27 protein-coding genes are annotated in these 26968 nt (G+C 54.0%); 12 read left to right on the top strand and 15 right to left on the bottom strand.

Annotation, left to right across the window (positions count from 1 at the left end; all coding sequences use genetic code 11):
• Window positions 1–31 precede the first annotated feature (31 nt).
• Genes hcaD through hcaE form a run of 5 tightly spaced genes read right to left on the bottom strand, consistent with a single transcriptional unit; the run spans window position 32 to window position 4248 of the window.
• A complete protein-coding gene (hcaD, locus tag KGP17_RS07020) occupies window positions 32–1231 on the bottom strand; it encodes a 3-phenylpropionate/cinnamic acid dioxygenase ferredoxin--NAD(+) reductase subunit (RefSeq protein WP_223499089.1) in 1200 nt (399 codons plus the stop codon).
• 8 nt (window positions 1232–1239) lie between these two features.
• Window positions 1240–2052 carry a 3-phenylpropionate-dihydrodiol/cinnamic acid-dihydrodiol dehydrogenase gene (gene hcaB / locus KGP17_RS07015; RefSeq protein ID WP_021805356.1) on the bottom strand — a complete coding sequence of 271 codons (813 nt, stop codon included), beginning with the start codon at window positions 2050–2052 and terminating at the stop codon, window positions 1240–1242.
• Complete coding sequence (gene hcaC / locus KGP17_RS07010) at window positions 2052–2369, bottom strand: 3-phenylpropionate/cinnamic acid dioxygenase ferredoxin subunit (RefSeq protein WP_037375150.1); 318 nt, start codon at window positions 2367–2369, stop codon at window positions 2052–2054. The genes hcaB and hcaC overlap by 1 nt, the downstream gene beginning before the upstream one ends.
• A complete protein-coding gene (gene hcaF / locus KGP17_RS07005) occupies window positions 2369–2890 on the bottom strand; it encodes a 3-phenylpropionate/cinnamic acid dioxygenase subunit beta (RefSeq protein WP_071682298.1) in 522 nt (173 codons plus the stop codon). The genes hcaC and hcaF overlap by 1 nt, the downstream gene beginning before the upstream one ends.
• On the bottom strand, window positions 2887–4248 hold the full coding sequence (gene hcaE / locus KGP17_RS07000) for a 3-phenylpropionate/cinnamic acid dioxygenase subunit alpha (protein WP_223499088.1): 1362 nt from the start codon (window positions 4246–4248) through the stop codon (window positions 2887–2889). The genes hcaF and hcaE overlap by 4 nt, the downstream gene beginning before the upstream one ends.
• 136 nt (window positions 4249–4384) lie before the next feature.
• On the opposite strand from hcaE, the gene hcaR reads away from it, so the two are divergent.
• A complete protein-coding gene (hcaR, locus tag KGP17_RS06995; RefSeq protein WP_223499087.1) occupies window positions 4385–5266 on the top strand; it encodes a DNA-binding transcriptional regulator HcaR in 882 nt (293 codons plus the stop codon).
• 66 nt (window positions 5267–5332) lie between these two features.
• On the opposite strand, the gene KGP17_RS06990 is transcribed toward hcaR, so the two are convergent.
• Window positions 5333–6277 carry a DMT family transporter gene (locus tag KGP17_RS06990; protein WP_021805361.1) on the bottom strand — a complete coding sequence of 315 codons (945 nt, stop codon included), beginning with the start codon at window positions 6275–6277 and terminating at the stop codon, window positions 5333–5335.
• A 160-nt stretch (window positions 6278–6437) separates the two neighbouring features.
• On the opposite strand from KGP17_RS06990, the gene KGP17_RS06985 reads away from it, so the two are divergent.
• Window positions 6438–6926 carry a YbaK/prolyl-tRNA synthetase associated domain-containing protein gene (locus KGP17_RS06985; RefSeq protein WP_059200112.1) on the top strand — a complete coding sequence of 163 codons (489 nt, stop codon included), beginning with the start codon at window positions 6438–6440 and terminating at the stop codon, window positions 6924–6926.
• Between the two features lies 1 nt (window position 6927).
• Here KGP17_RS06985 and KGP17_RS06980 read toward each other — a convergent pair whose 3' ends face one another.
• From KGP17_RS06980 to nrfA, 7 genes are read right to left on the bottom strand one after another with little or no spacing between them, the layout of a single operon-like run.
• On the bottom strand, window positions 6928–7509 hold the full coding sequence (locus KGP17_RS06980) for a hypothetical protein (protein ID WP_059200111.1): 582 nt from the start codon (window positions 7507–7509) through the stop codon (window positions 6928–6930).
• Complete coding sequence (gene nrfF, locus KGP17_RS06975; RefSeq protein ID WP_223499086.1) at window positions 7506–7892, bottom strand: heme lyase NrfEFG subunit NrfF; 387 nt, start codon at window positions 7890–7892, stop codon at window positions 7506–7508. Before nrfF ends, KGP17_RS06980 begins: the two co-directional genes overlap by 4 nt.
• A complete protein-coding gene (gene nrfE / locus KGP17_RS06970; protein ID WP_223499085.1) occupies window positions 7880–9577 on the bottom strand; it encodes a heme lyase NrfEFG subunit NrfE in 1698 nt (565 codons plus the stop codon). Before nrfE ends, nrfF begins: the two co-directional genes overlap by 13 nt.
• 31 nt (window positions 9578–9608) lie before the next feature.
• Entirely contained in the window at window positions 9609–10556 is a 948-nt protein-coding gene (gene nrfD / locus KGP17_RS06965) for a cytochrome c nitrite reductase subunit NrfD (protein ID WP_202670896.1), read from the bottom strand.
• Entirely contained in the window at window positions 10553–11224 is a 672-nt protein-coding gene (gene nrfC, locus KGP17_RS06960; protein WP_021805367.1) for a cytochrome c nitrite reductase Fe-S protein, read from the bottom strand. The genes nrfD and nrfC overlap by 4 nt, the downstream gene beginning before the upstream one ends.
• Window positions 11221–11790, bottom strand: a complete 570-nt coding sequence (gene nrfB / locus KGP17_RS06955) for a cytochrome c nitrite reductase pentaheme subunit (RefSeq protein ID WP_021180037.1) — start codon at window positions 11788–11790, stop codon at window positions 11221–11223. Before nrfB ends, nrfC begins: the two co-directional genes overlap by 4 nt.
• A gap of 42 nt (window positions 11791–11832) precedes the next feature.
• On the bottom strand, window positions 11833–13242 hold the full coding sequence (gene nrfA, locus KGP17_RS06950) for an ammonia-forming nitrite reductase cytochrome c552 subunit (RefSeq protein WP_314733033.1): 1410 nt from the start codon (window positions 13240–13242) through the stop codon (window positions 11833–11835).
• A gap of 455 nt (window positions 13243–13697) precedes the next feature.
• On the opposite strand from nrfA, the gene KGP17_RS06945 reads away from it, so the two are divergent.
• The 3 genes from KGP17_RS06945 (at window position 13698) to KGP17_RS06935 (ending at window position 16008) form a co-directional block, all read left to right on the top strand.
• Window positions 13698–14336 (top strand): TetR/AcrR family transcriptional regulator, encoded by a 639-nt coding sequence (locus tag KGP17_RS06945; RefSeq protein WP_021805370.1) that lies wholly within the window; start codon window positions 13698–13700, stop codon window positions 14334–14336.
• A 3-nt stretch (window positions 14337–14339) separates the two neighbouring features.
• Window positions 14340–15134: a CPBP family intramembrane glutamic endopeptidase gene (locus KGP17_RS06940; protein ID WP_223499084.1), complete on the top strand. Its 795-nt coding sequence runs from the start codon at window positions 14340–14342 to the stop codon at window positions 15132–15134.
• A gap of 100 nt (window positions 15135–15234) precedes the next feature.
• The gene (locus KGP17_RS06935) at window positions 15235–16008 is read left to right on the top strand and encodes a MipA/OmpV family protein (protein ID WP_223499083.1); all 774 of its coding nucleotides are present in this window, start codon (window positions 15235–15237) and stop codon (window positions 16006–16008) included.
• 242 nt (window positions 16009–16250) lie between these two features.
• On the opposite strand, the gene KGP17_RS06930 is transcribed toward KGP17_RS06935, so the two are convergent.
• Window positions 16251–16457: a hypothetical protein gene (locus tag KGP17_RS06930; RefSeq protein ID WP_141234325.1), complete on the bottom strand. Its 207-nt coding sequence runs from the start codon at window positions 16455–16457 to the stop codon at window positions 16251–16253.
• 143 nt (window positions 16458–16600) lie between these two features.
• Here KGP17_RS06930 and KGP17_RS06925 point away from each other — a divergent pair, with 143 nt between their 5' ends.
• Window positions 16601–17527, top strand: a complete 927-nt coding sequence (locus KGP17_RS06925) for an AEC family transporter (protein WP_166734408.1) — start codon at window positions 16601–16603, stop codon at window positions 17525–17527.
• 63 nt (window positions 17528–17590) lie between these two features.
• Window positions 17591–19255 (top strand): acetolactate synthase large subunit, encoded by a 1665-nt coding sequence (locus KGP17_RS06920; RefSeq protein ID WP_094981144.1) that lies wholly within the window; start codon window positions 17591–17593, stop codon window positions 19253–19255.
• 77 nt (window positions 19256–19332) lie between these two features.
• Here the strand turns inward: KGP17_RS06920 and KGP17_RS06915 are convergent, their stop codons facing one another.
• Window positions 19333–20262: a LysR substrate-binding domain-containing protein gene (locus KGP17_RS06915; RefSeq protein WP_021180041.1), complete on the bottom strand. Its 930-nt coding sequence runs from the start codon at window positions 20260–20262 to the stop codon at window positions 19333–19335.
• A 375-nt stretch (window positions 20263–20637) separates the two neighbouring features.
• Between KGP17_RS06915 and KGP17_RS06910 the strand changes: the two genes are divergently transcribed.
• The 5 genes from KGP17_RS06910 (at window position 20638) to KGP17_RS06890 (ending at window position 26842) form a co-directional block, all read left to right on the top strand.
• Window positions 20638–21243: an ankyrin repeat domain-containing protein gene (locus KGP17_RS06910; RefSeq protein WP_021805376.1), complete on the top strand. Its 606-nt coding sequence runs from the start codon at window positions 20638–20640 to the stop codon at window positions 21241–21243.
• 144 nt (window positions 21244–21387) lie between these two features.
• A complete protein-coding gene (locus KGP17_RS06905; protein WP_371822120.1) occupies window positions 21388–22176 on the top strand; it encodes a DUF2877 domain-containing protein in 789 nt (262 codons plus the stop codon).
• A complete protein-coding gene (gene fdrA / locus KGP17_RS06900; RefSeq protein WP_223499082.1) occupies window positions 22136–23683 on the top strand; it encodes an acyl-CoA synthetase FdrA in 1548 nt (515 codons plus the stop codon). Before KGP17_RS06905 ends, fdrA begins: the two co-directional genes overlap by 41 nt.
• Window positions 23683–25101, top strand: a complete 1419-nt coding sequence (locus KGP17_RS06895; protein ID WP_223499081.1) for a DUF1116 domain-containing protein — start codon at window positions 23683–23685, stop codon at window positions 25099–25101. The genes fdrA and KGP17_RS06895 overlap by 1 nt, the downstream gene beginning before the upstream one ends.
• Before the next feature lie 121 nt (window positions 25102–25222).
• A complete protein-coding gene (locus KGP17_RS06890; RefSeq protein WP_223499080.1) occupies window positions 25223–26842 on the top strand; it encodes a xanthine permease in 1620 nt (539 codons plus the stop codon).
• Window positions 26843–26968: the final 126 nt, after the last annotated feature.

Here is a 26968-nt window from a genome sequence, read left to right as displayed (position 1 = left end):
GAGGAGGGGAAACCGGTTAGCCATGACAGGGCTAAATCAAGCTCTTTAATGCAACCTGTGGATCAACCAATAGCCTTTCATCTATCTGGCTACCTTGCTGGATCAGCCTGCGAAGATGGCGCATTTCCCGCCCCTGGTTCAGCGTGATGGCCCCCACCAGCCGACCCTCTTGCCACCCAAACCAGATGGCGCTGTGCGCCTCAACGCTGCCGCGCACCAACCAATATTCGCTCTGCATGGCCCCGATAAACTGAATATTGCTGTCGAACTGATCGGTCCAGAACCACACCGGCACCGTGGGCGGTAACGGCTGATCCAACATGGCACAGGCCGCCACCAGTGCCTGCTGGTTGGCGTTATCCCAGGTCTCCAGGCGGACAAGTTGCTCACCCTGACGGCGTAAGGTGACATCTCCAGCCGCATAAATATTGGCAACCGAAGTACGGCAATGGTCGTCGACAATGATGCCGTTGGCAGTCGCTAACCCTGCCTGGATAGCCAGACGATCGTTGGCTTCAATGCCGATGCCATAAATCACCGCGTCACCCATCAGCCGTTCACCGTCCTGCAACGTCAGCACTACGTTTCCCTGTTCCAGAGCGGCGTGCTCAATCTGGGCATTAAGGCAAAGACGCACCTGATGCTGTTGATGCAGGCTCATCAGATAATCGCGCACCGGCGGTGGAGCATTGCGCCCCATCACCATCGCCGCCTGCTCAATCACCGTCACCTCACAGCCACTCTGCTTCGCACTGGCTGCCAACTCGAGGCCAATGGTGCCGGCACCGACAATCAGGATCCGTTGGTTGGCAGTCAGTGCTTCACGTAACCGCCTGGCATCTGCCGCAGTACGCAAGGTATGCGATTTATCACCCAACGCATCCAGCGATATGAGCCGTCGAGCCTTGGCCCCAGTCGCCAACAGCAACCGGTCCCACTCCAGTTCTTCACCATCAGCCAGTAGCACCGTGTGCTGTAAGGTATCGACCGCGACAACCTGCGTATTGCGGCGCAGGACAATGGCATTCTCCTCATAGAAGGAAGCAGGCAGAATGTCTTGCAACTGCGGGGTGGGCGACAGCAACATGGCTTTCGACAAAGGGGGACGTTCGTACGGAATTTCCGGCTCTTCGCCGATCAGGGTGATGCCACCGGTAAACCGTTGTGCGCGTAGGGCTGCGGCCGCCATAGCTCCGGCCTGACCACCGCCGATAATCACTATCTGTTTCATGTTGGCTCCTATAGCTGCAATCCACCCACCACGTGGCGAATACCCCGAATGGCCAGGCCCGCATCGGCATTGATCATCACGCCGCTCAACGTCCGGTTGTTACGGCGCGAGGCCAGCATCAGGTAAGGGCCGGTAAAATCTTCCGGCGCAGGGGAAAATTGCAACGGCAAAATGGCGGCAATCTTTTCCGGCGTCAGCGATTGCATAATCGAGGTGTCGTGCTGCCCAAGCGCCTGTGGACCACGCAAGTCACTGGCCATGCCACAAGGCCCGACGCCATTGACCCGAACCTTGGGGGCCAGTTCATAAGCCAACTGACGGATCAGCCCTACGTCAGCATGCTTGCTGGCGGTATACAGCGGGCCGCCGCCGCCGGGATACCAGGCCGCATTGGAAAGCGTGAAGATCATACTGCCGCAGGAGTGGATCAATGCCGGAGCACTGGCTTTGGCGCCCAACAGATAGCCTTTGACGTTAACGGCAAACAGCTCGTTAAAGCCGGACTCCAACTGCTCCGCCGGTGTCGCCAGCAACGAGGCATTATGATCCCAGATACCGGCATTGCCGATAAAACAGTCCAGACGCCCAAAGCGGGACAGCGCCATCTCCACCGCACGCTGATTATCGGCAAAGGAAGTCACGTCACCCTGCACAGCCACAACCTGCTCGCCAAACTGCTGCTGTAACCGGCTGACCTTTTCCGCTGAACGTTCCAGGGTCGCCACCCTGGCACCCTCCTCGATAAATCGCGCCACCAGAGCCAGCCCCAAGCCTGAGCCGCCACCGGTTATCAGCACTACGTCATCTTTAAGATCGGACATCAGACGCCCTCCGGTAAATCGATAAACACGGCCCCCTCTAACACGGTGACCTGGTAGGTTTGCAGCGACTCCGTGGCGGGCATGCACAATGCTTTACCGGTCTTCAGGCAAAAGCTGGCCGAGTGCAGTGGGCATTCCACGGTCGCGTCATCCTCGATATAGCCCTCAGACATCGACGCATTGCCGTGGCTGCAACGATCGTTGATCGCGTAATATTCACCGCCCACGTGAAACAACGCGATCGTCGGCTCAGTATCGAGCCGGAGAGCTTCCCCCTCCGGCAACGCCCCAACAGCACAAGCATGGATTCGTTTCATCAGAACAGGATGCTCATGTTGTGGGAGGTGATAACCGCCTGATCGAGAATGATTTCACGCCCACACAGTCCCCAGCCCTCTTCGGTTGAACGGCGGCGCAGCAGATCGGTACGGGTGCCAACGTAGATGGTTTCATCACGCTCTTTTTGCGACCGGTAAAGCAGGTAGTTCACTCGCACGGAGAACACATCGGCCTGTGCCGTTTCGCTGATAATGCAGTTGTTGACCATATGGCGAGTGCGGGACGGCGGCTCTTCAGCCCAGGCCATCCCGGTTTCCAGACGCGCGATCCGGCGTTCAAGCTGTGATTTGGTGTCGTTGAAAATCCAGGTGGTCGGTGGTTGAACGCCTTTGCGCCGATCGCGAGTCTGGGCATTGACCCTAGTGCGCATGGTGTAGCTCAAATCATCGTCAAGCAGTTCCAGCCAGGCACGGAACGCCCAATCATCTAACAGGGCGGCTTCGCGGTAGAGAAACTGGGTAATCTGATGCTGGAGTTCCATAGAGATCGGATGGCTCATTTCATCACCTCCTGCTGGTAGGCTGCGGTTTTCTCTTGGACTTCCTGCCAGGTATCGCTGCTCAGCAAATCCGCCCAACGTTGGTACATGCCGCGCGCGGCGGTTTCAGAAAAGATGTAGTTGGTAATACCGGGGATACCGTCTTCACGGCGTTTTTCCTGATTCAGCCCCATCTCCAGGCATAATGGATTGTGACGGGCCTGGTGGCCTTTGAGCAGTTTCTGGATCTCAGCCCAGTTTTCCGAATCATCCTGCTCAAGGAAACCGGCAGGGCCAAAGGCTCGAGTGGCGCTATTTTCAAACGCCGCTTTGGTTTCCGGCGAGGCGGCCTTGTCGGCAATGCAGAACGCCCAAACCTCAACCTGATCTGGCCCACGGGGATGCCAGACACGCATAGTGGCGGTGCCATTGAGCCAGGAAAGCGTAGGGAAAATATTGTTATGCCCGGCCAGGCGCAAAGCACGGATCTTGCCCAGACGCTGCTCGGCTTCGGGGTAGCTTTCCCGGTAGTAGCGCGAGACTTCACCATCAACCCACACGTTGGCGTCCGGCTTTTCGGTAAAGAAGAAGCCGCAGCCGTGGCCATCCTGACCGAATTGCACCGCGTCTTTGGCGGTTTCCCACACCGGGCGTGCGGTCTGGTCATTACCCAGTTTTTTATCGCTGCCATCCTGCATGCCGCCCAGTACCTGTACCGCCGAGACATGGCTGAACAGGGCATGATACTGATCGCTGGCGAACTGCTCGGCCGGGAACTTCCAGTTGCAGTTAATTACCCACTTCTGCACGCCACCGACAATTTCGGTGCCGCCTTCCCGCCGATCCAGCAAACCATCCAGATACCAGGCCATATCACCCAGATACTCTTTGAGTGGCGGAGCACTGGTATCCCAGTTGCCAAATATCAGGCCTTTATAGCTTTCGACACCAGGCACTTCCTTCAGCCCCCAATGCGATTTGCACAAGCCTTGTGGATAGGCGCGCGGCTCCAATGGCACCTCAGTCAATTCGCCATCGATGCCATAAGACCAGCCGTGGTAAGGGCAGGTAAAAGCGCGGGTATTGCCGCTATCTGCGTAGCTGACACGCATCGCACGGTGGCGGCACTGGTTGAGAAACGCCTTGATGGAGCCATCTTTCTGACGGATGACGACTACCGCGTCTTCACCCATGTAGGTGTTAAAGAAATCGCCGGATTTGGGGATCTGACTTTCATGGGCCAGAAACAGCCAGCAGCGGCCAAATATACGCTCAAGCTCTAATTGATAAATGTCCGGATCGGTGTAGAACCGTGGCAGAACTTGTCCATTCCGGGTGTCGATCAGGCTATAAACATCTAATTTTGCGTTGGTGGTCATATTATTTGATCCTCATCCAAGAGATGTATTGACCTTCGTAGGGGTTACGCAAAGGATGTTGCTTTCCAGTTACTATTTTGTGAAATAGTAAAAAACGACCGTACCAGACATTTTTTCTATGATGGGAGAAAAAGGCATGGAGCTAAGACACTTACGTTATTTTGTCGCGGTAGCCGAAGAACTCAATTTCACCCGGGCCGCCGAGAGGCTACATACGTCGCAGCCCTCATTGAGCAGCCAGATAAAAGATCTTGAGGGCTGTGTCGGCGCGCCATTATTAATAAGAAATAATCGTCAGGTTTCGCTAACCCGCGCCGGAGAGGTGTTTTTACATCAGGCGATCAATATTCTTGAATTGTCAGAGCAGGCAAAACAGCTGGCGCGTAAGGCCATGGAGCAACAGGTTCGGCTGATCATTGGCTTTGTACCCTGTGCGGAAGTGAATATCCTGCCCGACGTTCTGCCCCAGTTACGCCTAAGGCTACCGGCGTCCAGTATCGAACTGGTGAGTATCATTACCACTCAGCAAGAAGATAAGTTATTGAAAGGAGAGATTGACGTTGGTTTTATGCGCCGCCCGATTATCAGTAATCAACTGAACTATCGGGTGGTTTATCGTGAGCCCTTGGTAGTGGTGATGCCCATCGATCATCCACTAAGTCAAGAATCGCAGCTAGAACCGCACCATCTTGATGGCGAAAATTTTATCAGCACCGATCCGGCCCACTCCGGCGCGTTACACCAGATGGTGACAGCCTATCTCGCCGAGGCCCGGTGCAAGCCCAATATCGTGCAGGCAGCAACCAATATTCTGGTCACCATGAATCTGGTGGGAATGGGACTGGGCCTGTCCATTGTGCCGCGCTATGTCAGCCATTTTCAGTCATCGAACGTGGTCTTCCGCCCGCTACCGGCCAGTGCACCACAGATCGAATTATTGATGGCGTGGCACAGAGAGAACAGCAGCCCGGCGCTGGCACAAATGATTGACCTGGTGGAAGAGCAACCTGAGGTTTAGCAGCATCCAGACCTTTTTTCTTTCAGTCTCAGAACCCACCACTTGGGGCGGGTCTTTGAGAGATTGCTAGGCGACAGCTTCGCGCTTTTCCTTACGCACCACGTTGACCCGCCAGATGCCAAAGCACACCAGCACCAGCGCCACGGCATAACGCCATTCCATGATGCTTTCCTGTAAGAAAATGGCCGACAGCACCGCGCCGGAAACCGGGATCAGGAAGTTGAACGGCGCAATCATGCCCACGCGGTTATATTTCAGCAGCAGGCTCCAGAGCGCAAAAGCGACCGAGGACAGCAGCGCCAGGTAGCTCAGGATCGCCACCGATGCCCAACCGTGGAACTCTAACCGCCCCCCCGCCAGATATCCCCCTACCGTCAGCATCACGCCGCCGATGGCCAGTTGCCAGCCGGTCATGATAGTCGGATCGACGGTCTGCGAAATCCGCTTGCCATACAGCGTTGCGGCCGAAAGGATAAATGCGGCGATCACCACAAAACCGTCCCCCAGCCAGCTAAAGCTGAAGTCCATCAGTTGACTGTTGAAGTTCACCACCATCACCCCGGCAAAGCCCACCACGCAGCCGACGATTTTATTCATGCTAAGACGATCGTTTTTATAAATGAAATGCGCCAGCAACACGCTAAAGAAGGTGCCGGTCGCGTTCATGATCGATCCTTTTACTCCAGTGGTGTAAGCCAGACCGATATAGAAGAAAACGTATTGCAGCGCCGTTTGCGTGCTCCCTAACACCACCAACTGTGAATACTGGTGCCGTGACAAACGGCCGATGGGTTTACCCTGCAAGATGGCAAACAGCAGCAGCAAGGCCCCGGCAATCACAAAGCGGTAACCGGCAAAAACGATCTTGCCGGGGAGATCGTCGGTGGCAATCTGGAAAATGTCATAACCGTTTTTAATCGCCGGGTAGGCACTGCCCCACAGCAAACAGCAGAAAGCCGCACACAGCCAGACGAACTTCGGCTGGGTAAACAACGACAGGTTAGTCTTCACGCCCCTTTCCTTTCAAAAAATTAAAATCCCGTTTCATAATTGCGTATTATCCGTCAAAACAAAAAAATAGCCCGCTGTTTAATCAATAATTTGGCTGATCTCTTCGCCGTCACAACGCGTTATGATAGGGCAGGATAATCAACACTCAGGAGAACATGGCGTGTCTACCGCAACCTTTAGCCGTTTAACTTCCCTTCTTGACCAACACCAAGCCCGCTATCGCGTGGTTGAGCATCCCACGGCAGGGAAATCAGAAGAAGTCGCCAAGATACGCGGCACCCAGTTGGGGCAAGGGGCGAAAGCGTTGGTGTGCCACGTCAAGGGCAACGGCATCAAGCAGCACGTGCTGGCCATCCTGCCCGCCGACCAACAGGCCGATCTCGGCGCGTTGGCACAGGGTGTTGGCGGGACTCGCGCCTCTCTGGCCAGCCCGGTGGAAGTCGACCAACTGACCGACTGCGTCTTTGGCGCGATCCCGCCGTTCAGCTTCCACCCGGATTTGCTGCTGGTGGCCGATCCGCTGCTGTTTGAGCGCTTTGACGAGTTGGCCTTTAATGCTGGCACGCTGGAGCGTTCGCTGATCCTCAACACTGGGGATTATCAGCGCATTGCTGAGCCTAGACTGGTGAATTTCGTCCGCATGGCGTGATTTATTGTTGGCGCAGTAGCAGCTTGGCCATATTGATGGCCTCAATCAGCTGTGGCCGATTAACCCGTGGTGATTGGCTGTCCAACAGGCGTTGCCACAAGTTTATCGCCTTGGCATATTCCGTATGCAAAAAGGCATCGGCAGCCAGCAGCATCAGCGCCGAGACCTCATCCTTATCCAGTGCCAAGGCCTTTGCTATATTGCTCTCCACCTGTGGGGTAATCCGCTGCCCCGCCTGGTAATAAAGCACCGTTGCCAACGCCGAGTACAGTTCAGCATTCGCCCCCCGCAGAGCCAAAGCCCGCTGATAGGCAACCTGCGCATCGGCAAAATTATCGTTAAACAGATAATATTCTGCCAGCTGCGCCCACAACACGCTGTCTTGCGGTGACTGCTCGATCTGTTGCTGTAACTGCTGTAACTCGCTTTCGGCCTGCTGCTGAGGCGTGAGCGGTTGGACAGGCAAGCTGCGCATATGCTGTTCGGCCAACACGGTGGCCGGGCGGCCGCTGGCCACATACCAACCCGCGGTGAGGCCAAGCACCAGCACGATAAACAGCAGAGGGTAAGAGCGCGATTTCATTCCGCTTTCCTCCGCCGCCATAACACCAGCCCGATCGCCCCCAACATCAGCGGTGGCAGCCCCCAAAGTAACAACGTAGAGGACTCAAAAGCCGGTTGGTAGCGGACAAAGTTGCCGTAGCGTGCCGTCATAAAATTCATGATTTCCGCCTGCGTTTTGCCTTGTTCGGTCATGGCGAACACCTCATGGCGCATGGCGACCGCCGCAGGGGCATTGGACTCCAGCAGGCTCTGATTCTGGCATTGCGGGCAACGGATCTGGCCTGCCACTGCCAGCGCCCGCTCCTGCATTTCCGGCGAGGTGAATGCCCAGGTATCGACGATCTGGGCCGCCAGCGGCAACGTGATGCTCCCCCACAACAGCAGAGCGATTAACCAGCGCATGCTTGCCTCCTTTGGCAACCGGTAGCCAACACGCCAATCATCATCAGCGCCCCTCCCCACCAGATCCAACGGATGCCGGTCTGTACATAAAAACGCATGGCGTAACGCTGCTCGCCGCTTTTTTCACCCATCACCACGTACCAGTCATGGAAAGCGTTCCAGTCGATGCCGGGCTCAAACATCTGTTGGCGGCGGGCGGTATAAAACCGCCTTTCAGGCGTCAACTGAGCCACGGGCTTGCCTTGCTGGGTAACCTCAATCACCGCCTGTTCACTGGTGAAATTAGCCTGAGCCAGTAGATCTACCGAACGCAGCGTAAATTGGTATCCCGCCAGGCTGACCGTCTCACCCACGGTGACGTTCAGGCTGATTTCATGGCGTTGCAGCGCCGAACTGGCGATGCCTAACGCCGTCAGCAGCACTCCGGCGTGAGCGATCCACTGGGCATAGCGCCGCCGCCTAAATCCGCCGTAACACATCAACACCAAACCCAGCAGCCCAAACGGCAGCAGCACCAGATTGAAATAAGGCGCGCCGACCGAGATCTGCCCCCATCCCATCATCCGATAGAGCATCGGGTACAAAGTACCCACCAGCACGATCAGGGCGGCGGAGCTGAGAAGCAACAGCGCGCCGAGCAACGCAGGTTTCACCGGGAACGTAACGGTTTTCCCCCGGTTGGCGCGTAACGCATAGATTAAAAATGACGACCCGCTAAGAAAGGCAAACAGGATAAACAGCGGCAAGGCGCGCTGCTCATCCAGCGCAAAGGCGTGTACTGAAACCAGAATGCCAGAACGCACAATCAGGGTGCCCAACAGGCTGAGAACAAAGGTGCCCAACGTCAGCAATAGCGACCAATGCAGCAATCCTCCAGTACGCTGGCCGACCGCTAAACTGTGTAACAAAGCGGTCGCGGTCAGCCAAGGGAGCAGTGAAGCATTCTCCACCGGATCCCAGAACCACCAGCCGCCCCAGCCCAGTTCGCTGTAAGCCCACCAGGACCCCAAAATGATCCCGGCGGTAAGGAAACACCATGCCGGTTTGGCCCAGCGCAGGCACTGCCCGGCAATCTCGGCGCTAAACTCCCCTTGCAGCAAAGCAGCCAGCATCAGAGCACTACAGGTGGCAAACCCGGCATAGCCCAAATAGAGCAGCGGAGGGTGCAGGATCAGGCCGATATGTTGCAGCATCGGGTTCAGATCGCGCCCTTGAAGCGCGGCGGGAAAGAGCCGAACGAAAGGATCGGAAAAGAACAGGATGAAAAGCAGAAAACAGCCGACGATCAGCGCCAGAATGGCCAGCGTGAGCGGCTGTAGTGAGCATAGTGATTTGGGGCTGAACAAGGTAAAACAGGCAGACCAACCAGCCAGGCACAGCAGCCAGAGCAGCAGCGAGCCTTCGTGCCCACCCCACAGCGCCCCGGCCTTCATCAACGGTGGCAACTGGCTGTGACCATGTTGGGCTACGTACATGACCGAGAAGTCATTACTCAAAAACAGCTGTAGCAGAATGGCGAAAGACAGTGCGATTAACACAAAAATGCTCAGGCTCCAGCCACGCGCTGGCAACAGCCCACCCCAACGGCGATCCATCAACGTCAACAGCGTGATGCCAGCCAGCAGCAGCGACGCCGTGCAGGCCAGCAATAACGCAATAAATCCCAGCTCGGGTAACCACAACACATCTACCGCCTTATTCTGCTACAACATGCCTTCAGGCAACCGTCATCTGCCCGGCATACAGAATGAAATAACGCAGCAACAGCACACCACACAGGCTGGCGCCGCTGATCAACAGGATATGGAAATGCGCTTTCCCCCAGCCCAAGGCCTTCAGCAGCAATGGCATAATCAGCCCACAGCCGACGACGCCCAACCAGAACCACCAGGACCAGAACCCACCGCCAAGCGCGGCCGACAAGGCACGGAGTTTGCCGTCATCCCCCAGCCACAGGCCGATGAAGAACGCCGCCAGCAGGAAGATCTCCAGCCACACCACCGGCGTCTCCAGGCGATGCAGGAAATGCACTTCCCGGCTGTGCAGATGACCTTTAGGGCCGAAGGCCGCCACCAGCAGTGCCACCGCGATCCCGGACGAAACGCCCGAGAACAGGAACAACACCGGTAACAACGGGTTATTCAGCATCGGGTAGGACTTCAGCGCCGAAAGCAGGAAGCCGGTATAAGCCCCCAACAGCACCGCCAACACCAGCATCACCGTTTCTATTGGCCGCAACAACGGCAGCAAGCGCTGCAGCAGGCGCGGGATCACCGCCAACTTTGGCAACCAACGCTGTTGTAGCGCCGCCACCTCGTCACGGAAAATCAGCGCCAGCCAGACCACCAACACCACCATGTAGACCTGGAACAGCATCACCCCCATCGACATCACCGAGGTGAAGCTATAGTGGAACATCAGTTTCCAGAAGGTCCACGGACGGGTCAGGTGGAAAATCAGGATCACCAGCCCAAGCATGACCGAGGTTGGCGCGACAAACAGCGTGGTCAACATTACCCGGCTGTTAGAGGCCCCCTCCTCTGGATGATAGCGGCGCAACAGAATAGCCAGGGTGACCAGACCGGCGGAGATGCCGATCAGGAACAGGTAAATCGCAATGGGCCAGTCCCAGACCAGAGAGTCAAAATGAAAGGCAGAAGTCATTGACTTGTCTCCCCATATTTAAACGGCACGCGATACATTTTTGGCCGTGTCCCTAACGCTATCTTGTAGCGATAAGTGGTCTTTTGCTGCAACAGACGCGAAATATCACTGTGCGGATCGTCGAGATTGCCAAAGGTTAATGCCTTGGTGGGGCACGACAATACACAGGCTGGCTGCTTGCCCTGACGCAGGTTGGTCTTGCGGCAAAAATCGCATTTATCCGCCGTTTTGCTCACCGGATGAATAAAGCGTACCCGGTAAGGGCACGCAGCGATGCAGTATTGGCAACCGACACAGAGATCCGGGTTGACGTCGACAATGCCGCTGGCGGCATCGATAAACGAGGCACCCGTTGGGCAGACATGCACACAGGGAGCGTCATCGCAATGCTGGCACGAATGGCGGAAAAACCGGTACTTCACGTCCGGAAATTGGCCTATCGGTTCGCTACGAACGATCTCCAGGCGTGAAACGCCCACCGGCACCTGATTGACTTCGCGGCAGGCATCGATACAGGCGGTACAGCCGATGCAACGCGATTCATCGTGGATCATGCCGTAACGGATGCCATTGACGTTCATGGTGCGCGCCAACAGCTTTTCCGTCAGGGTCGAGCCAGCCGCCAACACGCCAATGCCTACGATAAAACGGCGCCGTGAGCAGCTCATGGCTGCCCCTTATCCAGCCTTACGGACGCTGGATTAAACGCGGGATCATCCTGTTGTTGACGGTGGCAGTCCACGCAGAGCTTGATCCGCCCCTTGTCGCTCAGGCCTTGTACCTTATCTTGCTGCGGGTGCAACGTATGGCAGCTGGCGCAGCTCACCTTGGCCAAATGCACATCATGTGGCCAGAAGGCTTTTTGCAACGTCTCTGGCAAATGACAGGACATGCAAACGCTGTTTTGCTGTTCCACGCCGAACATGGGCTCGTTGAAACGCATCACATCCTTCACGCCCTCACGGTGATGCAGCGAAGGTGAGCCGTGACAGTTGGTGCAGGTCAGCGGCAATTTGTTATTCGGGTTAATGGCTCCCGCATGTTTACCGTGCATCGCATTCTGTTGCGGCTTGTGGCAGCGCAGGCAGGCCTCATCCGGATTACGTTGCAAGGTGACTTCCGCCGATTGCTGTTGAACCGCGGGGCTGTCGGTCTGGGCCGATACCGGTAATACTGTCAGCCAAAGGCTACAGGCAAGCACCCCGGTAGTTAATAACGAACGCAGTACGCTCATATTGACTCCATTTGTTTACGCCCCACACACGGGGCGGAGGGGTTATTTGCCTAACAGCCCGGTTTTACGTGCCTGTTCTTCCCACTGCGGTACCACCGTCTTGAGGAATTCCTGCTTTTCGGCGTTCAGCTGCGGCATGTCCATACCCAGCGCCAACTGTGCCTTTTCCTTGGTGGAGATGTCCGGCAGCTTGACTTCGGTGGTGATGCCCTTGGTCGCTAACAGACGGATCAACTGAGTACGAGCCTGCGCCGCCTGATCGAGCGCGGTGCCCAAAATGCGCAATGCCACTTCTGGCGCATGCATTTGAATACCGTGGGAAGCGATGGCAAAGTCCCAACGCCACTGTGCATGACGGATATGGGTCAAGATAGGCTTCATCTCGGCTTCGGTCGCTCCGGCATCCCAGGCCGCTTTCGCTTCAAAGTGCGCGTGAACCAGTTGGTCTTCTACCTTCAGCTTGATCTCGTTGATATCCTGCTTACGTTTTTCGACCACCGCCTGCATGCTGGCTTTATCCTGGGTGTGGCAGTTCTTGCAGGTTTGTTCGAAGTTATCGAACGGGTTGCCAATTTTGTGATCGGTATAGATCTTGCCTTGGGCGTTTTGCACTTTCGGCATATGGCAGTCGATACAGGTGACGTTGTTCTTGCCATGAATACCCGCGCTCCAGGTTTCATATTCTGGATGTTGGGCTTTTAGCATTGGCGTCTTGGACAGCGGGTTGGTCCAATCGGAGAATTCGATATTGTCGTAATACACTTCCATGTCATCGACCGTGGTGCCCTTGTCCCAAGGGAATTTCACCGCTTTGTCTTTACCATCAAAGTAATACTCAACATGGCACTGCCCACACACCATCGATTGCTGATCGAAGCGGCCTGCCTTGTCAAACGGCTTACCTATCGTTTCCATGGCACGAGCCGCGTAAGGGCGGGAAAGGTGTAGCGCAGGTTTACCAGCGGCAAAATCAGCGGAAGCGGTATTGTGGCAATCCGCACAGCCGAGGTTATTGACGATTTCCGGCCCGCCACGCGCCCATTTACCGTGGAAGTAGGCCGCTTCGCCCTGTTCGGCGATCACCCTGGCAACGTCCGGGCTTTTGCAGCTCCAGCAGGCCATTGGCAACGGCCCATCTTCTGCCGTTTTCGGTGCACCGGTACGCAAGGATTCACGAATATCCGTGATGGCATAGGCGTGACCACGTGGTTTGTTGTAATCCTTGGCAAACGGGTACCCGGCCCAGAGAATAACCAGGCGCGGGTCGCCAGCCAAAGCATCTACCCGATCTGACTGCTCGGAGGTCGCCTGCCAGGACTTATATTGGTCAGGGTGAGGTGCAGAGAAGGTTTCATTCTTGGCTTCAACCTTCTGCGGTGTGGCGGCAGGTGTCGCCTCTGCCTGTACCGAGAAAGAGAGAAAAACCGCGTACATCCCTGCCAGAAATAGCATCAATAACTTGCTTACCTTATTCATAAGCATCCCATCCATTTTGCCTGCTTGAGAGCAGTGCTTTTATTAGTCGTTAAGTTCTTGTTAGAACAGATTTTCGCCATTACACCGTGCGTAGGGATACCATAGACCACACAAAAAATGTTGTCTTTGGTCAAGTTCCGGCAGGTTGTTCAGTTGTTGATTGAATTTTGCGAGGCAGCGCAAACTCGAACTAACTCTAATGAGTTATTGAAAGATAAGGGGTTGGATGGGGAAACAAAATGATGACACGTACTCGATGTTACTCCTCCCCCCCCCCCCAAAAAAGGAGAGGGACGAGTTCGGATCGGTAGTCAGAATCTGCGGCATGTTGCCCCTGGCCATCGCGTGCAAAAAAACCGCATTTTTTAATTGACTGACCGTCAGTCAATTACTACCGTAGCGCTACTCCATACAAAAAAGAGGGATTTAATATGGTACGTACAGTGAAAACACCAGAGGTGCGCCGGGCTGAAATTTTGCAGGCGGCAAGCGAGCTGTTTCAGGAAATCGGTTATGAGTCGACCTCTGTTGATTCCATCGTCCGCAGCGCAGGTATCGCCAAGGGGACGTTTTATTACTATTTCAAATCCAAAGATGAAGTCCTGGCAGCGCTGGCACAGCAACTGTGTGCCGAGATGGTTACCCGCTCACAAATCATTGCTGACGATCCGCAACTGGGGGCGATTGAAAAGTTCTGCGCCATCATAGCCTCGCAGAATCAAACCGTAGAAGCCGGGCAGGCTTTGGTTGAGGACTTACACCGCCCAGAGAACCGCGCATTGCATGAGCGCAGCAATATTGAAACGGTGTTGGCATTTGGGCCGATCCTGGCAGCAGTGGTGGAGCAAGGAAACCAGGAAGGCGTTTTTCAGGTTGATGATCCGCTATCGACAGTGCAGTTCATTCTCGCCGGTTCGCTGTTCCTGTTCGGCCACCAGATGTTTAGCTGGACGCCAGAAGAGCAAGCCGCACGTATGCAGGCCATGTTGTTGCTGATTGAGCGCGCCTTCGGTGCCGTTGCCGGGTCTTTTGCCGCCGTATTAGGAGCCAGTATCCAAGGAGGGGAATAAGCTATGATCCCGGTGATCCGTTATTCTCCGCTACGCTTTTTTGGTCTGGTTTTTGCGTTTTCATGGTTACCGTGGGCCATAGCAGCCTATCTGAGCCATTCGCCGGATAGGCAGCAGTCGACGCTCTTCGTGGCTCTGCTGGGATTACTTGGCCCAGCCCTGGCAACAGGGGTGATGATATGGACGGCCCAAGACCGGCGGTTGTGGAGGGATATTCGCAGCAGAGTATTTTCTTTGGCAGGGATAACGCTGGGCCGCACGCTAACCCTATTGGGATTAATTCTGCTGCCGTTACTGACGGCCATTTGGCTGTCAGTGCGGCTAGGTTTGGATACCACCCAGTTTGCTTTTTCCAGCGGCTTTCTGCCCATGCTACCGCTGGCACTGATCGCCTCGATGCTGGAGGAACTAGGCTGGCGCGGTTATGGCGTCGATAGCCTGAGGAGCCGTTGGCCAATGCTGTTGCCCACCTCGTTGATATTTTTTGGGCTATGGGCACTCTGGCATTTACCCTTATTCTTTATTGCAGACACCTATCAGCATCAACTATGGCAGGCCGGGGGAATATACGTTACCAACTTTTTTATCAGCATGTTTCCTGCCGCCGTGCTGGCCAATTGGTTCTACTATCGTTGTCAGCGTAGCATTCCGGCAGCCATTTTATTTCACTTTACCCTGGTGATGGCGGCAGAGCTTATGCAGGTTGCACCGCTGACCAAATGTATCTGGACGGCCCTATTATTGTTGATAGCCACTTTACTTATTGCCATTGAACAAGAGCTATTTTTTAAAGAGTAAGTAACATTACGTCATTAACACCTTAAAAAGAATTAAATTTCAGTTGTCAGCTTATTAGCGGCTGATGGCAACCTTTTGACCTAAATCTGGAATATCTATCATGATGGAATATAATATTATATCTGTTCGTAAGCCACTTTTCTCAGTTAATGCCCTATCGCTGGCGGCCATATTATTAACGGGCAATGCCTATGCTGGCGACTGGTCGGTAGGCGCTGCCGTTCTGGCAGAACAGTTACCCTATCGCAACTATGACGCACAATATATACCGCTACCGATTGTGACTTATCAAGGAGAGCAGTTTTTTATTAATAGCCAAGGGATCGGCATTAATCTATTGCGTTCAGAAAAGCACAATCTGCATTTGGCAGTTAACTACTCCCCGCTAAGCTTTAAGCCTGCGGATAGCGACGATCCGGCGATGAAGACGCTGGACAAGCGGCGAGCGACCGCCATGGCAGGCATCGGTTATCAGTATCATGCCGATTGGGGGAGCCTCAACGCTGATATTGCTACCGACGTGCTAGGCTATAGCGATGGGGTGATTGCCGATGTCGGCTATCAGTATCGCTTCCAGTTTGGCAAATTGCAGCTGGTACCCGGTTTCGGCATGCGCTGGCAAAACCGCGCCTTCAATAATTACTATTTTGGTATCAACGAAGGGGAATCACAGCGCAGCGGGATGCCACAATACCGGGCGAAAAGTGGCGTCACATCTTACATTTCTCTCGCCAGCTATTATGCCATTAATAACGACTGGCAGCTGTTCCTGATGGGATTTAATGAGCAGATGAGCAACACGGTGAAAGATAGCCCGATGACCGACCGTGATTATAGTATCAATGCCGTGGCCGGTGTTTTATATAGTTTCTAACAGTCCTGAAAATGCGGCAATATTACTGAATTTGTAGAGACGAACCTATCCGCCTCAAGTTAACCTATGGCTCACTTTACGGGCACAGCATACTGCTGTGCCCCTTGTAGTCAGGTCAACTGATTAATGTCTACAGTCTCGACCTTTACTTATCAGAGATTATGATAAGTTTAAAAATGATTTTTAAGGAAATCTTTCATTTTATCTTTCAACTCAACAAGCTTGGTCTTTGGAGACTGTTTTCACTCGGCAATAATCTTTGGCGTCACCGCGACATCAACCTCATGAAAATTGACGGTATCACCATGTTTGTACTGAGCATCATCATTCAAACCCCAAAACGCAACTGGGGTATAAGAAATTGAAATATAATTAACCGACCGAATGTGTAACAACAATAGAGCAATTGACTTAACACCAACAACAGAGCAATCGGAAATTAATGTCATACAATTCCTACACGTGAAGGCTCCCGCCTACAGCACAATATGAACGAACCGATATCTCCCGCTGCGGCACAACGCTATATTCTCCCACCCGAAAATATTGATAACGACTTTATTTATTCATTAGAGATAACAGAGAGGGTTTAGTGACTGAAACAATTATTGCCGCGCTACTGCCAATTGTCGTGACGCTTATGCTGGGTTTTTTAGCCGGTTGGCATCACGACTTTGACGCCAAGCAGGGCACGATCCTCAATCGCATGGTAATGCTCTATGCACTACCATTGACATTGTTCGCCGGGATGATGGGACTCACACGCTCCGTGTTACTAGAGCAAGGGAGCATGGCGATCGTGATATTGATTGGTATGGTGGGGGGATATGTTGTCATCTATCAACTTGCGCGTCATGTTTTCCGCCAACCGAGTAAGATCGCTGCACTGTTGGCACTGGCGATTAGCGGCCCTGCAGTACCTTTCGTCGGTGTGCCAGTGCTGGGACATTTGTTCGGCGATCTCAGCACTATCCCTATCGCACTATGTAGTATCATCATGAACCTGTTCCAGGTACCGGTAACGATACTGATTCTTTCGTCCGGTAATGCCGATGGCACTAAAACAACGTTCAAAGACAGCCTTATTCATACCTTAAAAGAACCCGTCGTGTGGGCTCCTATTTTGGCGCTGATTTTATTGCTGTGCGATCTGCATATTCCAGCGCAAATCCGTTCGTCTTTACAGCTTCTCGGTGGAGCAACCGGCGGAGTGGCCCTTTTCGCTTCGGGTATCATTCTATATTCCTTCCACGTGGCGTTCAATCGTACGATTGCAATGGCCATTTTGGCAAAAAATATCCTACTCCCGTTAGCAGTGCTAGGGGTGGCATTATTATTTAAAGTTGATACCACTACGTTAAGCCTTTCAGTCATTAGCATTGCGATCCCAACGGCATCTATCTGCGTAATACTGGCTGTGCAATACAAAACAGCAGAACAAGAGATGGCTTCGACACTCTTTTTCAGTACGCTTTTATCCATCCTCACCATGGGCGGATTCTTGTATTACCTTCATTGAGCGCTCAATTATCAATAAATACCAATACATTTAAATTGCCGTTAATTAATCAGGAGTCTTACCATGTTGAATGACCAGCAGAACGTCGCCGAGTTTATTGTTTCCTGCCTTGAAGCCGAAGGCGTTGAGTATGTCTTCGGTATTCCCGGTGAAGAAAATATTAAGTTAGTGCGCGCCATCACTGCGTCTGAAAAAATTCGCTTTATTCTGGTACGTCATGAGCAGGGTGCCTCCTTTATGGCTGATATCTATGGCCGCTTAACCGGGAAAGCGGGCGTATGTACTGCAACGCTTGGCCCAGGTGCCATCAATCTGCTGCTGGGCGTAGCCGATGCACAAACAGACTCCAGCCCTCTGGTCGCCATTTCTGCACAGGTGGGCCTGAACCGTATTTATAAAGAATCACACCAGATCGTCGATCTGGTCGCCATGTTTAAACCCATCACCAAGTGGGCGGATACCATCCTGACGCCAGCTGCGGTGCCAGAAATGGTGCGCAAGGCATTCAGTCTTGCTCAGCAAGAACGTCCAGGGGCCACTTATCTCGCCATCCCGCAGGACATTGAAGCGATGCCCATGCCAGCGGCACTCACCCCAATTCAACCGGGGAACGCGGTTAATACCTATCCCGCACCAGAGCAGATCCAACAAGCCGCTGAACTACTGCGTAATGCGCGTTACCCGGTGATTTTGGCTGGCCATGGCGTGGCCAGAACCAAGAGTTCTGATGCACTCACCGCCTTAGCAACGCGCTACCAGGTTCCGGTTGCCACCACCTTTATGGGCAAAGGCGTTATCAGCGACAAGAGCCCGCATGCGTTGGGCGTGATGGGCTTTATGCGTCACGACTATGAGAACTTTGCGTTCGATAAGGCCGATGTCATCCTGGCCATTGGCTATGAATTACAAGAGTTTGCGCCAGAGCGGATGAATCCGCATGCAGATAAAAAAATCATTCATATCAATACGTTCAGCGCCGATACGGACGAACATTATCGTGTCGATGTCAGTATTGAATCCGATATCGCACAGGCAATCGCGGCGCTGACCGCCGAGCTGGGTAACGCTCCACTGCATACCGTGCCGAGTACATCCAACATTCGCAAACTGCGTCTGGAAGAGCTGGATAAAGGCCAAAAAAGTTGCGATTTCCCCCTGAAACCACAACGTATTGTCGCCGATATCCGCAACGCGATGGATGATAACGACATTGTGTTAGCCGACACTGGCGCAATCAAAATGTGGATGTCACGCCTCTATCCGACCTATCAGCCGCTGACCTGTCTAACGTCAAACGGCCTGTCCACTATGGCCTTCTCTCTGCCAGGTGCGCTGGGTGCCAAACTGGCCTATCCCGAACGTAAAGTGCTAGCGGTAATGGGTGATGGCAGCTTTATGATGAACTCACAGGAAATTGAGACCGCGGTACGTGAAAACATCCCGTTGGTGGTACTGGTTTGGGTGGACGGCAGCTACGGCCTGATTAAGTGGAAGATGGATATCGAAGAAGGCGCGCACGACACCGTCGACTTTGGTAACCCTGATTTCGTGAAGTATGCGCAAAGCTTTGGTGCCAACGGTTACCTTATTAATAGCGCAGAGGAGTTATTGCCAACGTTGAACAAAGCCTTCAGTGAGAGTGGCGTGTCTGTTATTGCCTGCCCGGTGGATTACAGTGAGAACATGAAATTGGTGAGCAAACTCGGTGAACTGACTATTTCACTTTAAGTCTCTGACCGCCCTTGCTCTCGCAGGTTACTGGGGGCAAGGGAAACATTCACTATGGCTCTTGGTTGATACCCACATCACTCCCGATAAAGCAAATCCCCATAAATCCCAGTCAGCACCCCACCCGGAGCAAACTGCTTTTTGATCCACTGGGTCACCTGCCCGGTTGCCGCATGCTGTGTCGCCAGCAACATGCTGGAATCCTGCCGTGGGTTATGAATGGCGCGGGTCGCCAATAGCCCTTCCGCTACCGGCTCACGCGCCATATATTCCGGCAGGAATCCAATCCCCTCCCCTAAAATCTGGCATTGGCACTTGGTGTTAAAGTCCGGCACCAGGATTGCTTCCTGCCCGTGCAGCAACCAGCCCACCTTCTTGTTGATGGTATGCGCAGTGTCTTCCACCATGATGTTGGGATAAAGCCGTAGCTGGCTCTCGGAGATCGGCTCTGGCATAAACGCCAAGGGATGATCGGGCGCAATGGCGAACACCCAACGGATGGCGCCGATTTCGGTGTAATCAATGCCGCCGCCGTCCAGTAACGTATCCGGTGCGCCAATGGCGATATTGGCCTGGTTGTTGATGATGGAATCCCAGACGCCGTTGTATACCTCGGTGGTCACCGTGATATGGCAGGTGGGGAATTGCTTCTTCAGCACCTGTAACAACCGAGCGGTATGCCGTGGGGTATAGAGCAACTGATTGATACAGATGCGCACACGCGCCTCTATGCCCTGAGAGATAGTATCAATACCGCGCTTGATGGCATGGAAGTCGTTGAGCAGGTCGGTCGCTTTACGGTAGAAGTAAAAACCGGACTCGGTGAGTTCGATGCTGCGCGTGCTGCGGTTAAACAGCACGACGTCCAGCCCGGTTTCCATCCGTTTGATGGTATAGCTGATGGCCGAGGTCGTCAGATCCAGCTCTTTGGCCGCCTTGCTGAAGCTGCCAAAACGCGCCGTGGTGGTAAATGCCAATAGGTTTTCTTCGGTAAAAATAGAATTCATGACTCCTCCTCCCCCCTGGGCGCATTGTTGAATGTATTTGTAAATCCTATGACACGCAACCAGTATTGAACAAAATTTAACACTGCCATTACAACTGATTTGAAGACAATCACACTTCTGATTATTAGTTTGGAGCCTGATGTGGCGGGAGGTGACAGCCTATTGCCCGCAGAGACGTTTGCCGCGACAAAAGGCGTAAAACATAAGAGAAAGATTGCGCCGACGCACAGTTTGCCTTTATTGTTGAATTACTTTCAATAATTACACCCTTTGCGATGAATGATTCTTAAGCGGATGTTTTTATCCAGCATCTGTTGCTATTCTCAGTAGCAATGAAAGCATCCAAAGCCCACTGGAAAAATAGGGAGCTAGAATATGTCTGATAAAGCGCTAATCACAGAATTTCTTTTTGCGGCGGAACAGGGCGACAGCGACGCGCTGAAAAGCTGCCTGAGTAAAGGGGCAGATATCAATGCCACCAACCGCCAAGGCCGCACCGCAATTACGCTGGCCAGCCTGAATAAACATTACGACTGCGTGGAATTATTAATCGCTGCCGGTGCCGATATTGATAAGCAGGATCAGACCTGTTTTAACCCCTTCCTGCTGAGCTGCCTGAATAATGACTTAACGCTGCTACGCCTGGTATTGCCAGCCAACCCGGATTTGGATCGCTTAACACGCTTTGGCGGTGTGGGTATTACCCCAGCCAGTGAAAAAGGCCACGTCGACATTGTGCGTGAATTATTGACGCGTACCGAAATTAACGTCAACCACACCAATTTTGTCGGTTGGACGCCGCTGCTGGAAGCTATTGTGTTGAATGATGGTGGTGCGAAACAGCAAGAGATTGTCAAATTACTGCTCGATCACGGTGCCAATCCGCATATGACCGACAAATATGGTAAATCTCCCCTGACGCTGGCCCGTGAAAAAGGCTATCACGAAATTGCTGAACTGCTGGTTGCCGCCGGCGCTTAACAGAGGAGAAATGCCATCGCACAGCCGCAGCGGCAGTGCATTACAGCGTTATCGGCGGAGGTGGCGTTCCCCCGCCAGCGGCTAAGTGGGCAGGTCGAACAGGTTTTTTCTCGCGCGGTAAACCTGTTCGTTCCCGAGCAGAACATGCTCTACACGTTATTAAGCGACGAGTACGATAACGCCCCCAATAGTTGCCGCATAGCGCTCAGGCACTGTGACCAGATATTTAGCCCAGGAGATCGCGTCGAGTTTTCTCAGGGTGGCATTGAAATAGGTCAGCATAGTTGGATTGATTTTTCCCACTGTCAGACATGGCAACAGCCTGACCTGTATTTAACCGAAGCAAGCAGAGCATCTATTGCTTGGCACCAATGGGGGGCATGCATTAACCAACAGGCTTCATCCGGTAATTCGCTGTTTAATTACCGTGGCGAGAATATATTTTATCGGGAAATGGCCAGATTATTACAACTGCATCGTGATGCGTTATTTCTGGCGATACGGCACAATGAAGATCCCTACGAAGCCTTACATTCTCTCATTGGTTTTGGAATTGGCCTGACGCCTTCTGGGGATGATTATCTGGTTGGGCTTTGCTCTATATTACTGCTGCCCGGTCATCCAGCGCAAAAGTATCGCGAGGTTTTTCTGGCGGTGCTGAAAAAAGTACAACATAAAACCACGTTGCTAAGCGCTATTACATTAGAGGCGGCAATCAATCAGCGTTACCGACAGGTGATAAGTCACCTGTTAGAAAAATTAGTGCACGACGATCGTCACCTTATTATCGATACCATTAACAAGATTAAACAGATTGGTTCAAGTTCGGGCTGCGACATGCTGTATGGCATGGCCGATGCCTGCCTCTTGACCTCATATTTTGGAGAAAAATATGTCCATCAGGATAGTGGTAAAAAACAACACCTGGTTTGACTCTGTTTCGCTGATGTCTATTTCCACCAAAGCGAACAAACTTGAAGGCGTTGAACAAGCGTTTGTGGCCATGGCCACGGAGATGAACAAAGGAGTGCTGGAAAACCTGGGCTTGTTAACCCCAGAGCTGGAAGCCGCCAAAAACGGCGATCTGATGATCGTGATTAAGGGGGCCAGCGATGAAGCTAACGAGGCCACCCTACAGGCGATCGAAGCCTTGTTCACCCACAAAGATAAAGGTGGCCGCCACGAAGCGCGCTATGCCACTCTCGCCAGTGCGAAAACTCATATTCCGGAGAGCAACCTCGCGGTGATCTCGGTAAACGGGTTGTACGCGGCACGTGAAGCCCGTCAAGCGCTGGAAAACGATCTCAACGTGATGCTGTTCTCCGATAACGTCTCCATCGAGGATGAATTGGCGCTGAAACAGTTGGCGCATGAAAAAGGCCTGCTGATGATGGGGCCAGACTGCGGCACCGCCATCATTAATGGCACCGCTTTGTGCTTTGGTAACGCGGTTCGCCGTGGCAACATCGGTATTATCGGCGCATCCGGCACCGGTAGCCAGGAGCTGAGCGTGCGTATCCATGAGTTTGGCGGCGGCATTTCGCAGCTGATTGGCACCGGCGGGCGCGATCTGAGTGAGAAGATTGGCGGCCGGATGATGCTGGATGCGATAGCGATGCTAGAGAACGACAACGATACAGAAGTGATTGTACTAGTCTCCAAGCCCCCTGCCCCAGCCGTGGCACACACCGTGCTCGAACGTGCCCGTGCCTGCCGTAAACCCGTAGTGGTTTGCTTCCTTGGGCGCAATGAGCCACCAGCCGATGAGCCAGGATTGCAGTTTGCGCGTGCAACCAAGCAGGCAGCGTTAAAGGCCGTGCTGCTTACCGGCATCAAAGAAGAGTCTCTCGACCTGCATCCACTGAACTGGCCGCTGATTGAAGAAGTGCGTGCCAAACTGACACCGCAGCAAAAATACATTCGCGGTCTGTTCTGTGGCGGCACCCTGTGCGACGAAGCGATGTTTGCCGCACTGGAAAAATACGACGACGTCTACAGCAATATTCAACCTGACCCGGCCATGCGCCTGCAAGACCTCAACCGCAGCGTGGCACACACCTTCCTCGACTTTGGCGATGACGACTTCACCAATGGCAAACCGCACCCGATGATCGACCCAACCAACCGCATCCAACGTCTGTTGCAGGAAGCGCGCGATCCCGAAGTCGGCGTGATCGTGATGGACTTCGTGCTTGGCTTTGGATCTCACGAAGATCCGGTGGGCGTAATGATCGAGGCGATCAAAGAGGCTAAGGCGATTGCGGCCAGCGAGGGCCGACCGTTGGAGATCCTCGGCTATGTGCTAGGTACCGATCTCGATACGCCGTCGCTACAGCAGCAGTGCCAGATGCTCACCGATGCGGGCGTGATCTGGGCTAGCAGCAGCACCAATACCGGATTGCTGGCGCGTGAATTTGTCTGTAAAGGAGGGAAAGCCTGATGAGCCACTCATTATTTAACCAACCGCTGAACGTTATTAACGTCGGTATCGCCATGTTCAGTGATGACCTGAAAAAACAGCATGTGCCAGTAACCCAGCTCGATTGGACTCCGCCAGGCCAGGGCAATATGGCGGTGGTTGAGGCGCTCGATCAGATTGCCTCCCCAAGCCTTGCCGAGAAAGTGGCTGCCGCCAACAAACTGGCGCTGGAACGCATTATTCAGTCGCATCCGGTGCTGGTAGGTTATGACCAGGCGATCAACGTCGTCCCAGGTATGACGCGCAACACTATTTTACATGCAGGCCCGCCGATCACCTGGCAGAAGATGTGTGGTGGGATGAAAGGCGCGGTCACCGGTGCGTTGGTGTTTGAAGGACTCGCAGCCAACCTCGACGAAGCAGCAGAATTGGCAGCTTCTGGCGAAATCATCTTCTCGCCGTGCCATGAGCATGACTGTGTCGGTTCGATGGCGGGTGTGACGTCTGCATCGATGTTCATGCATATCGTAGAAAACAAAACCTACGGCAACCGCGCTTATACCAATATGAGCGAGCAGATGGCGAAGATCCTGCGCATGGGAGCCAATGACCAGAGCGTGATCGACCGCCTGAACTGGATGCGCGATGTGCAAGGACCGATGCTGCGCGATGCCATGAAGCTGGCCGGTGAGATCGACCTGCGGCTGATGCTGGCGCAGGCGCTGCATATGGGCGACGAGTGTCACAACCGCAACAATGCGGGCACCACGCTGCTGATCCAGGCGCTGACGCCGTGGATTATCCAGGCGGGCTACCCGGTTGAGCAGCAGCGCGAGGTCTTCGACTTTGTCGCCAGCAGCGATTACTTCTCCGGCCCAACCTGGATGGCGATGTGCAAAGCGGCGATGGATGCGGCACACGGCATTGAATACAGCACCGTGGTCACCACCATGGCGCGCAACGGCGTTGAGTTTGGTTTGCGCATCAGCGGGCTACCGGGCCAGTGGTTTACCGGCCCGGCACAGCAGGTTATCGGCCCGATGTTTGCAGGCTATAAACCTGAAGACTCGGGGTTGGATATCGGCGACAGCGCCATCACCGAAACCTACGGCATTGGCGGTTTTGCCATGGCGACCGCCCCAGCCATCGTTGCACTGGTAGGGGGCACGGTGGATGAAGCGATCGATTTCTCGCGCCAGATGCGTGAAATCACCTTGGGCGAAAACCCCAACGTCACCATTCCCCTGCTGTCGTTTATGGGGATCCCAACGGCGATCGATATTACCAAGGTCGGCAGCAGCGGCATCCTGCCGGTGATCAACACCGCCATTGCCCATAAAGATGCGGGGATTGGCATGATCGGTGCCGGGATTGTCCATCCACCGTTTGCCTGTTTCGAGAAAGCAATACTGAGTTATCGCGACCACTACTGCCAATAAAAAAATAACGGGGCTAACCCAGCGTTAGCCCCACCTGACACCAGAGAGTTGTTCACCTGCAGGACCAATGGCGATCCCGTGGATCGTCGAGAGTTGTTAAACGACCTGTGAAGGATTTTCCATGAACAAAATGAAATTAGAATGGAAACGCGGTGACTGGGCAGCCTACTTCGGGCTGATGACCAATAACCTGACCAACCTGCTCACCATGATGGGGCTGCTCATCTTCGTAGTGGGTATCCCAAAAGAGATCGTCTACGGGCGCATAGCCCCGGCCTTTGGTCTGGCCGTGATGATGGCCAGTATCTGTTACACCTGGTTTGGGCTGCAAATGGCTCGCCAGACCGGGCGGAGCGATGTGACCGCGCTGCCGTCTGGCCCGAGCGCACCGTCTATTTTTACCGTGACCTTCCTGGTGCTGATGCCGGTATATCAGTCCACCGGCGATGCGGACTTTGCCATTTCGATCGGCCTGGTGTGGTGCTTTGTTGAAGCGCTGATCCTGGTGGGCGGCTCTTTCCTCGGCGAAACCATCCGCAAGATGATCCCGCGCACCGTGCTGCTCTCCTGCCTTTCCGGCTTGGGGCTGTTGCTGCTGGCGATGAACCCGATGCTGCAAGCGTTCGAAGCGCCAACCGTTTCGTTCATCGTGCTGCTGCTGATCTTTATCAACTGGTTTGGCAAAAAGCCCATATTCGCCCGCATTCCGACCGGTTTGCTGCTGCTGATCGCCGGTACCGCGCTGGCGTGGATCTCCGGCCTGCAAAGCCCAGATGCGATTAAAGCCTCGATGTCTTCCTTTGGCTTTAACCCGCCGGGATTCCATGTTGACAGTTTTATGCAGGGTCTGCCACATGCGCTGCCGTATCTGGCCTCCGCCGTCCCGCTGGGGCTGGCGAACTACATCTTTGACCTGGAAAACATTGAGAGTGCCCATGCTGCCGGTGATGAATACAACACCCGTAAGGTAATGATGGCTAACGGGCTTTCCTCCATGTTCGGCTGCCTGCTGGGCAACCCGTTCCCGGTGACCGTGTATGTCGGCCACGCCGGTTGGAAAGCCATGGGGGCCAGCATTGGTTACACCTTGGCTTCTGGCTTGACGATGTTCCTGGTACCGCTGTTCGGGCTGGGTGCCTTTATGTTGGCGGTGATCCCGATGACGGCGATCGTGCCTATCCTGGTGTTTATCGGCGTGGTTACCGCCAACCAGGTGGTGAGGGAAACGCCGAAAATCGAAGTCCCGGTGATCTTCATCTGTCTGTTCCCGTGGATCGCCAACTGGGGTTTAACCGTGGTTAACAGCGTGCTGGGGGCGGCGGGCACCTCGGGAGCCAAGCTGGGTGCAGAGTTGCTGCATAGCAAAGGCGTGTATTACCAGGGGCTGGTGCATTTGGGTAGCGGTGCGCCGCTGGCCAGTATGCTTTGGGGATGTGTCGCGATTTTCGCCATCATCAACAAACCGCTGCGTGGTGCGGTAGCGGCGGCAACCGGTGCGCTGCTGGCGCTGTTCGGCGTGATCCATGCGCCAGCCGTGGGCTTTGCCGAGGGAAGCTCATTGCTGTTCACACTGGCTTACCTGATGATGTCGGCCATGTTTGTACTGAAGCATTTTCTCGATAGCCGTGAAACGGTGGCCGCCCCGGTACAAGAGCCCCCTCACCCCAACCCTCTCCCACAGGGAGAGGGAGCTGCCCCGAGATCACAACTAGTCCGTACAGCTTCGGAAAGTAGGGAGTAATAAAAGCCAGGTATTACACGGGAAAATCAACGAACTCGATCGGTTCCCTCTCCCTGTGGGAGAGGGTTAGGGTGAGGGGCAATCATCAGCTCCCGCCCCTGTTTAAACGGCCTTTTTAATCGGAAA

It is taken from the genome of Serratia sp. JSRIV001 (assembly GCF_019968745.1).
GTDB lineage: Bacteria > Pseudomonadota > Gammaproteobacteria > Enterobacterales > Enterobacteriaceae > Chania > Chania fonticola_B.
The sequence above is the reverse complement of the archived record's forward strand: the minus strand, read 5'-3'. Positions and strand labels throughout refer to the sequence as shown.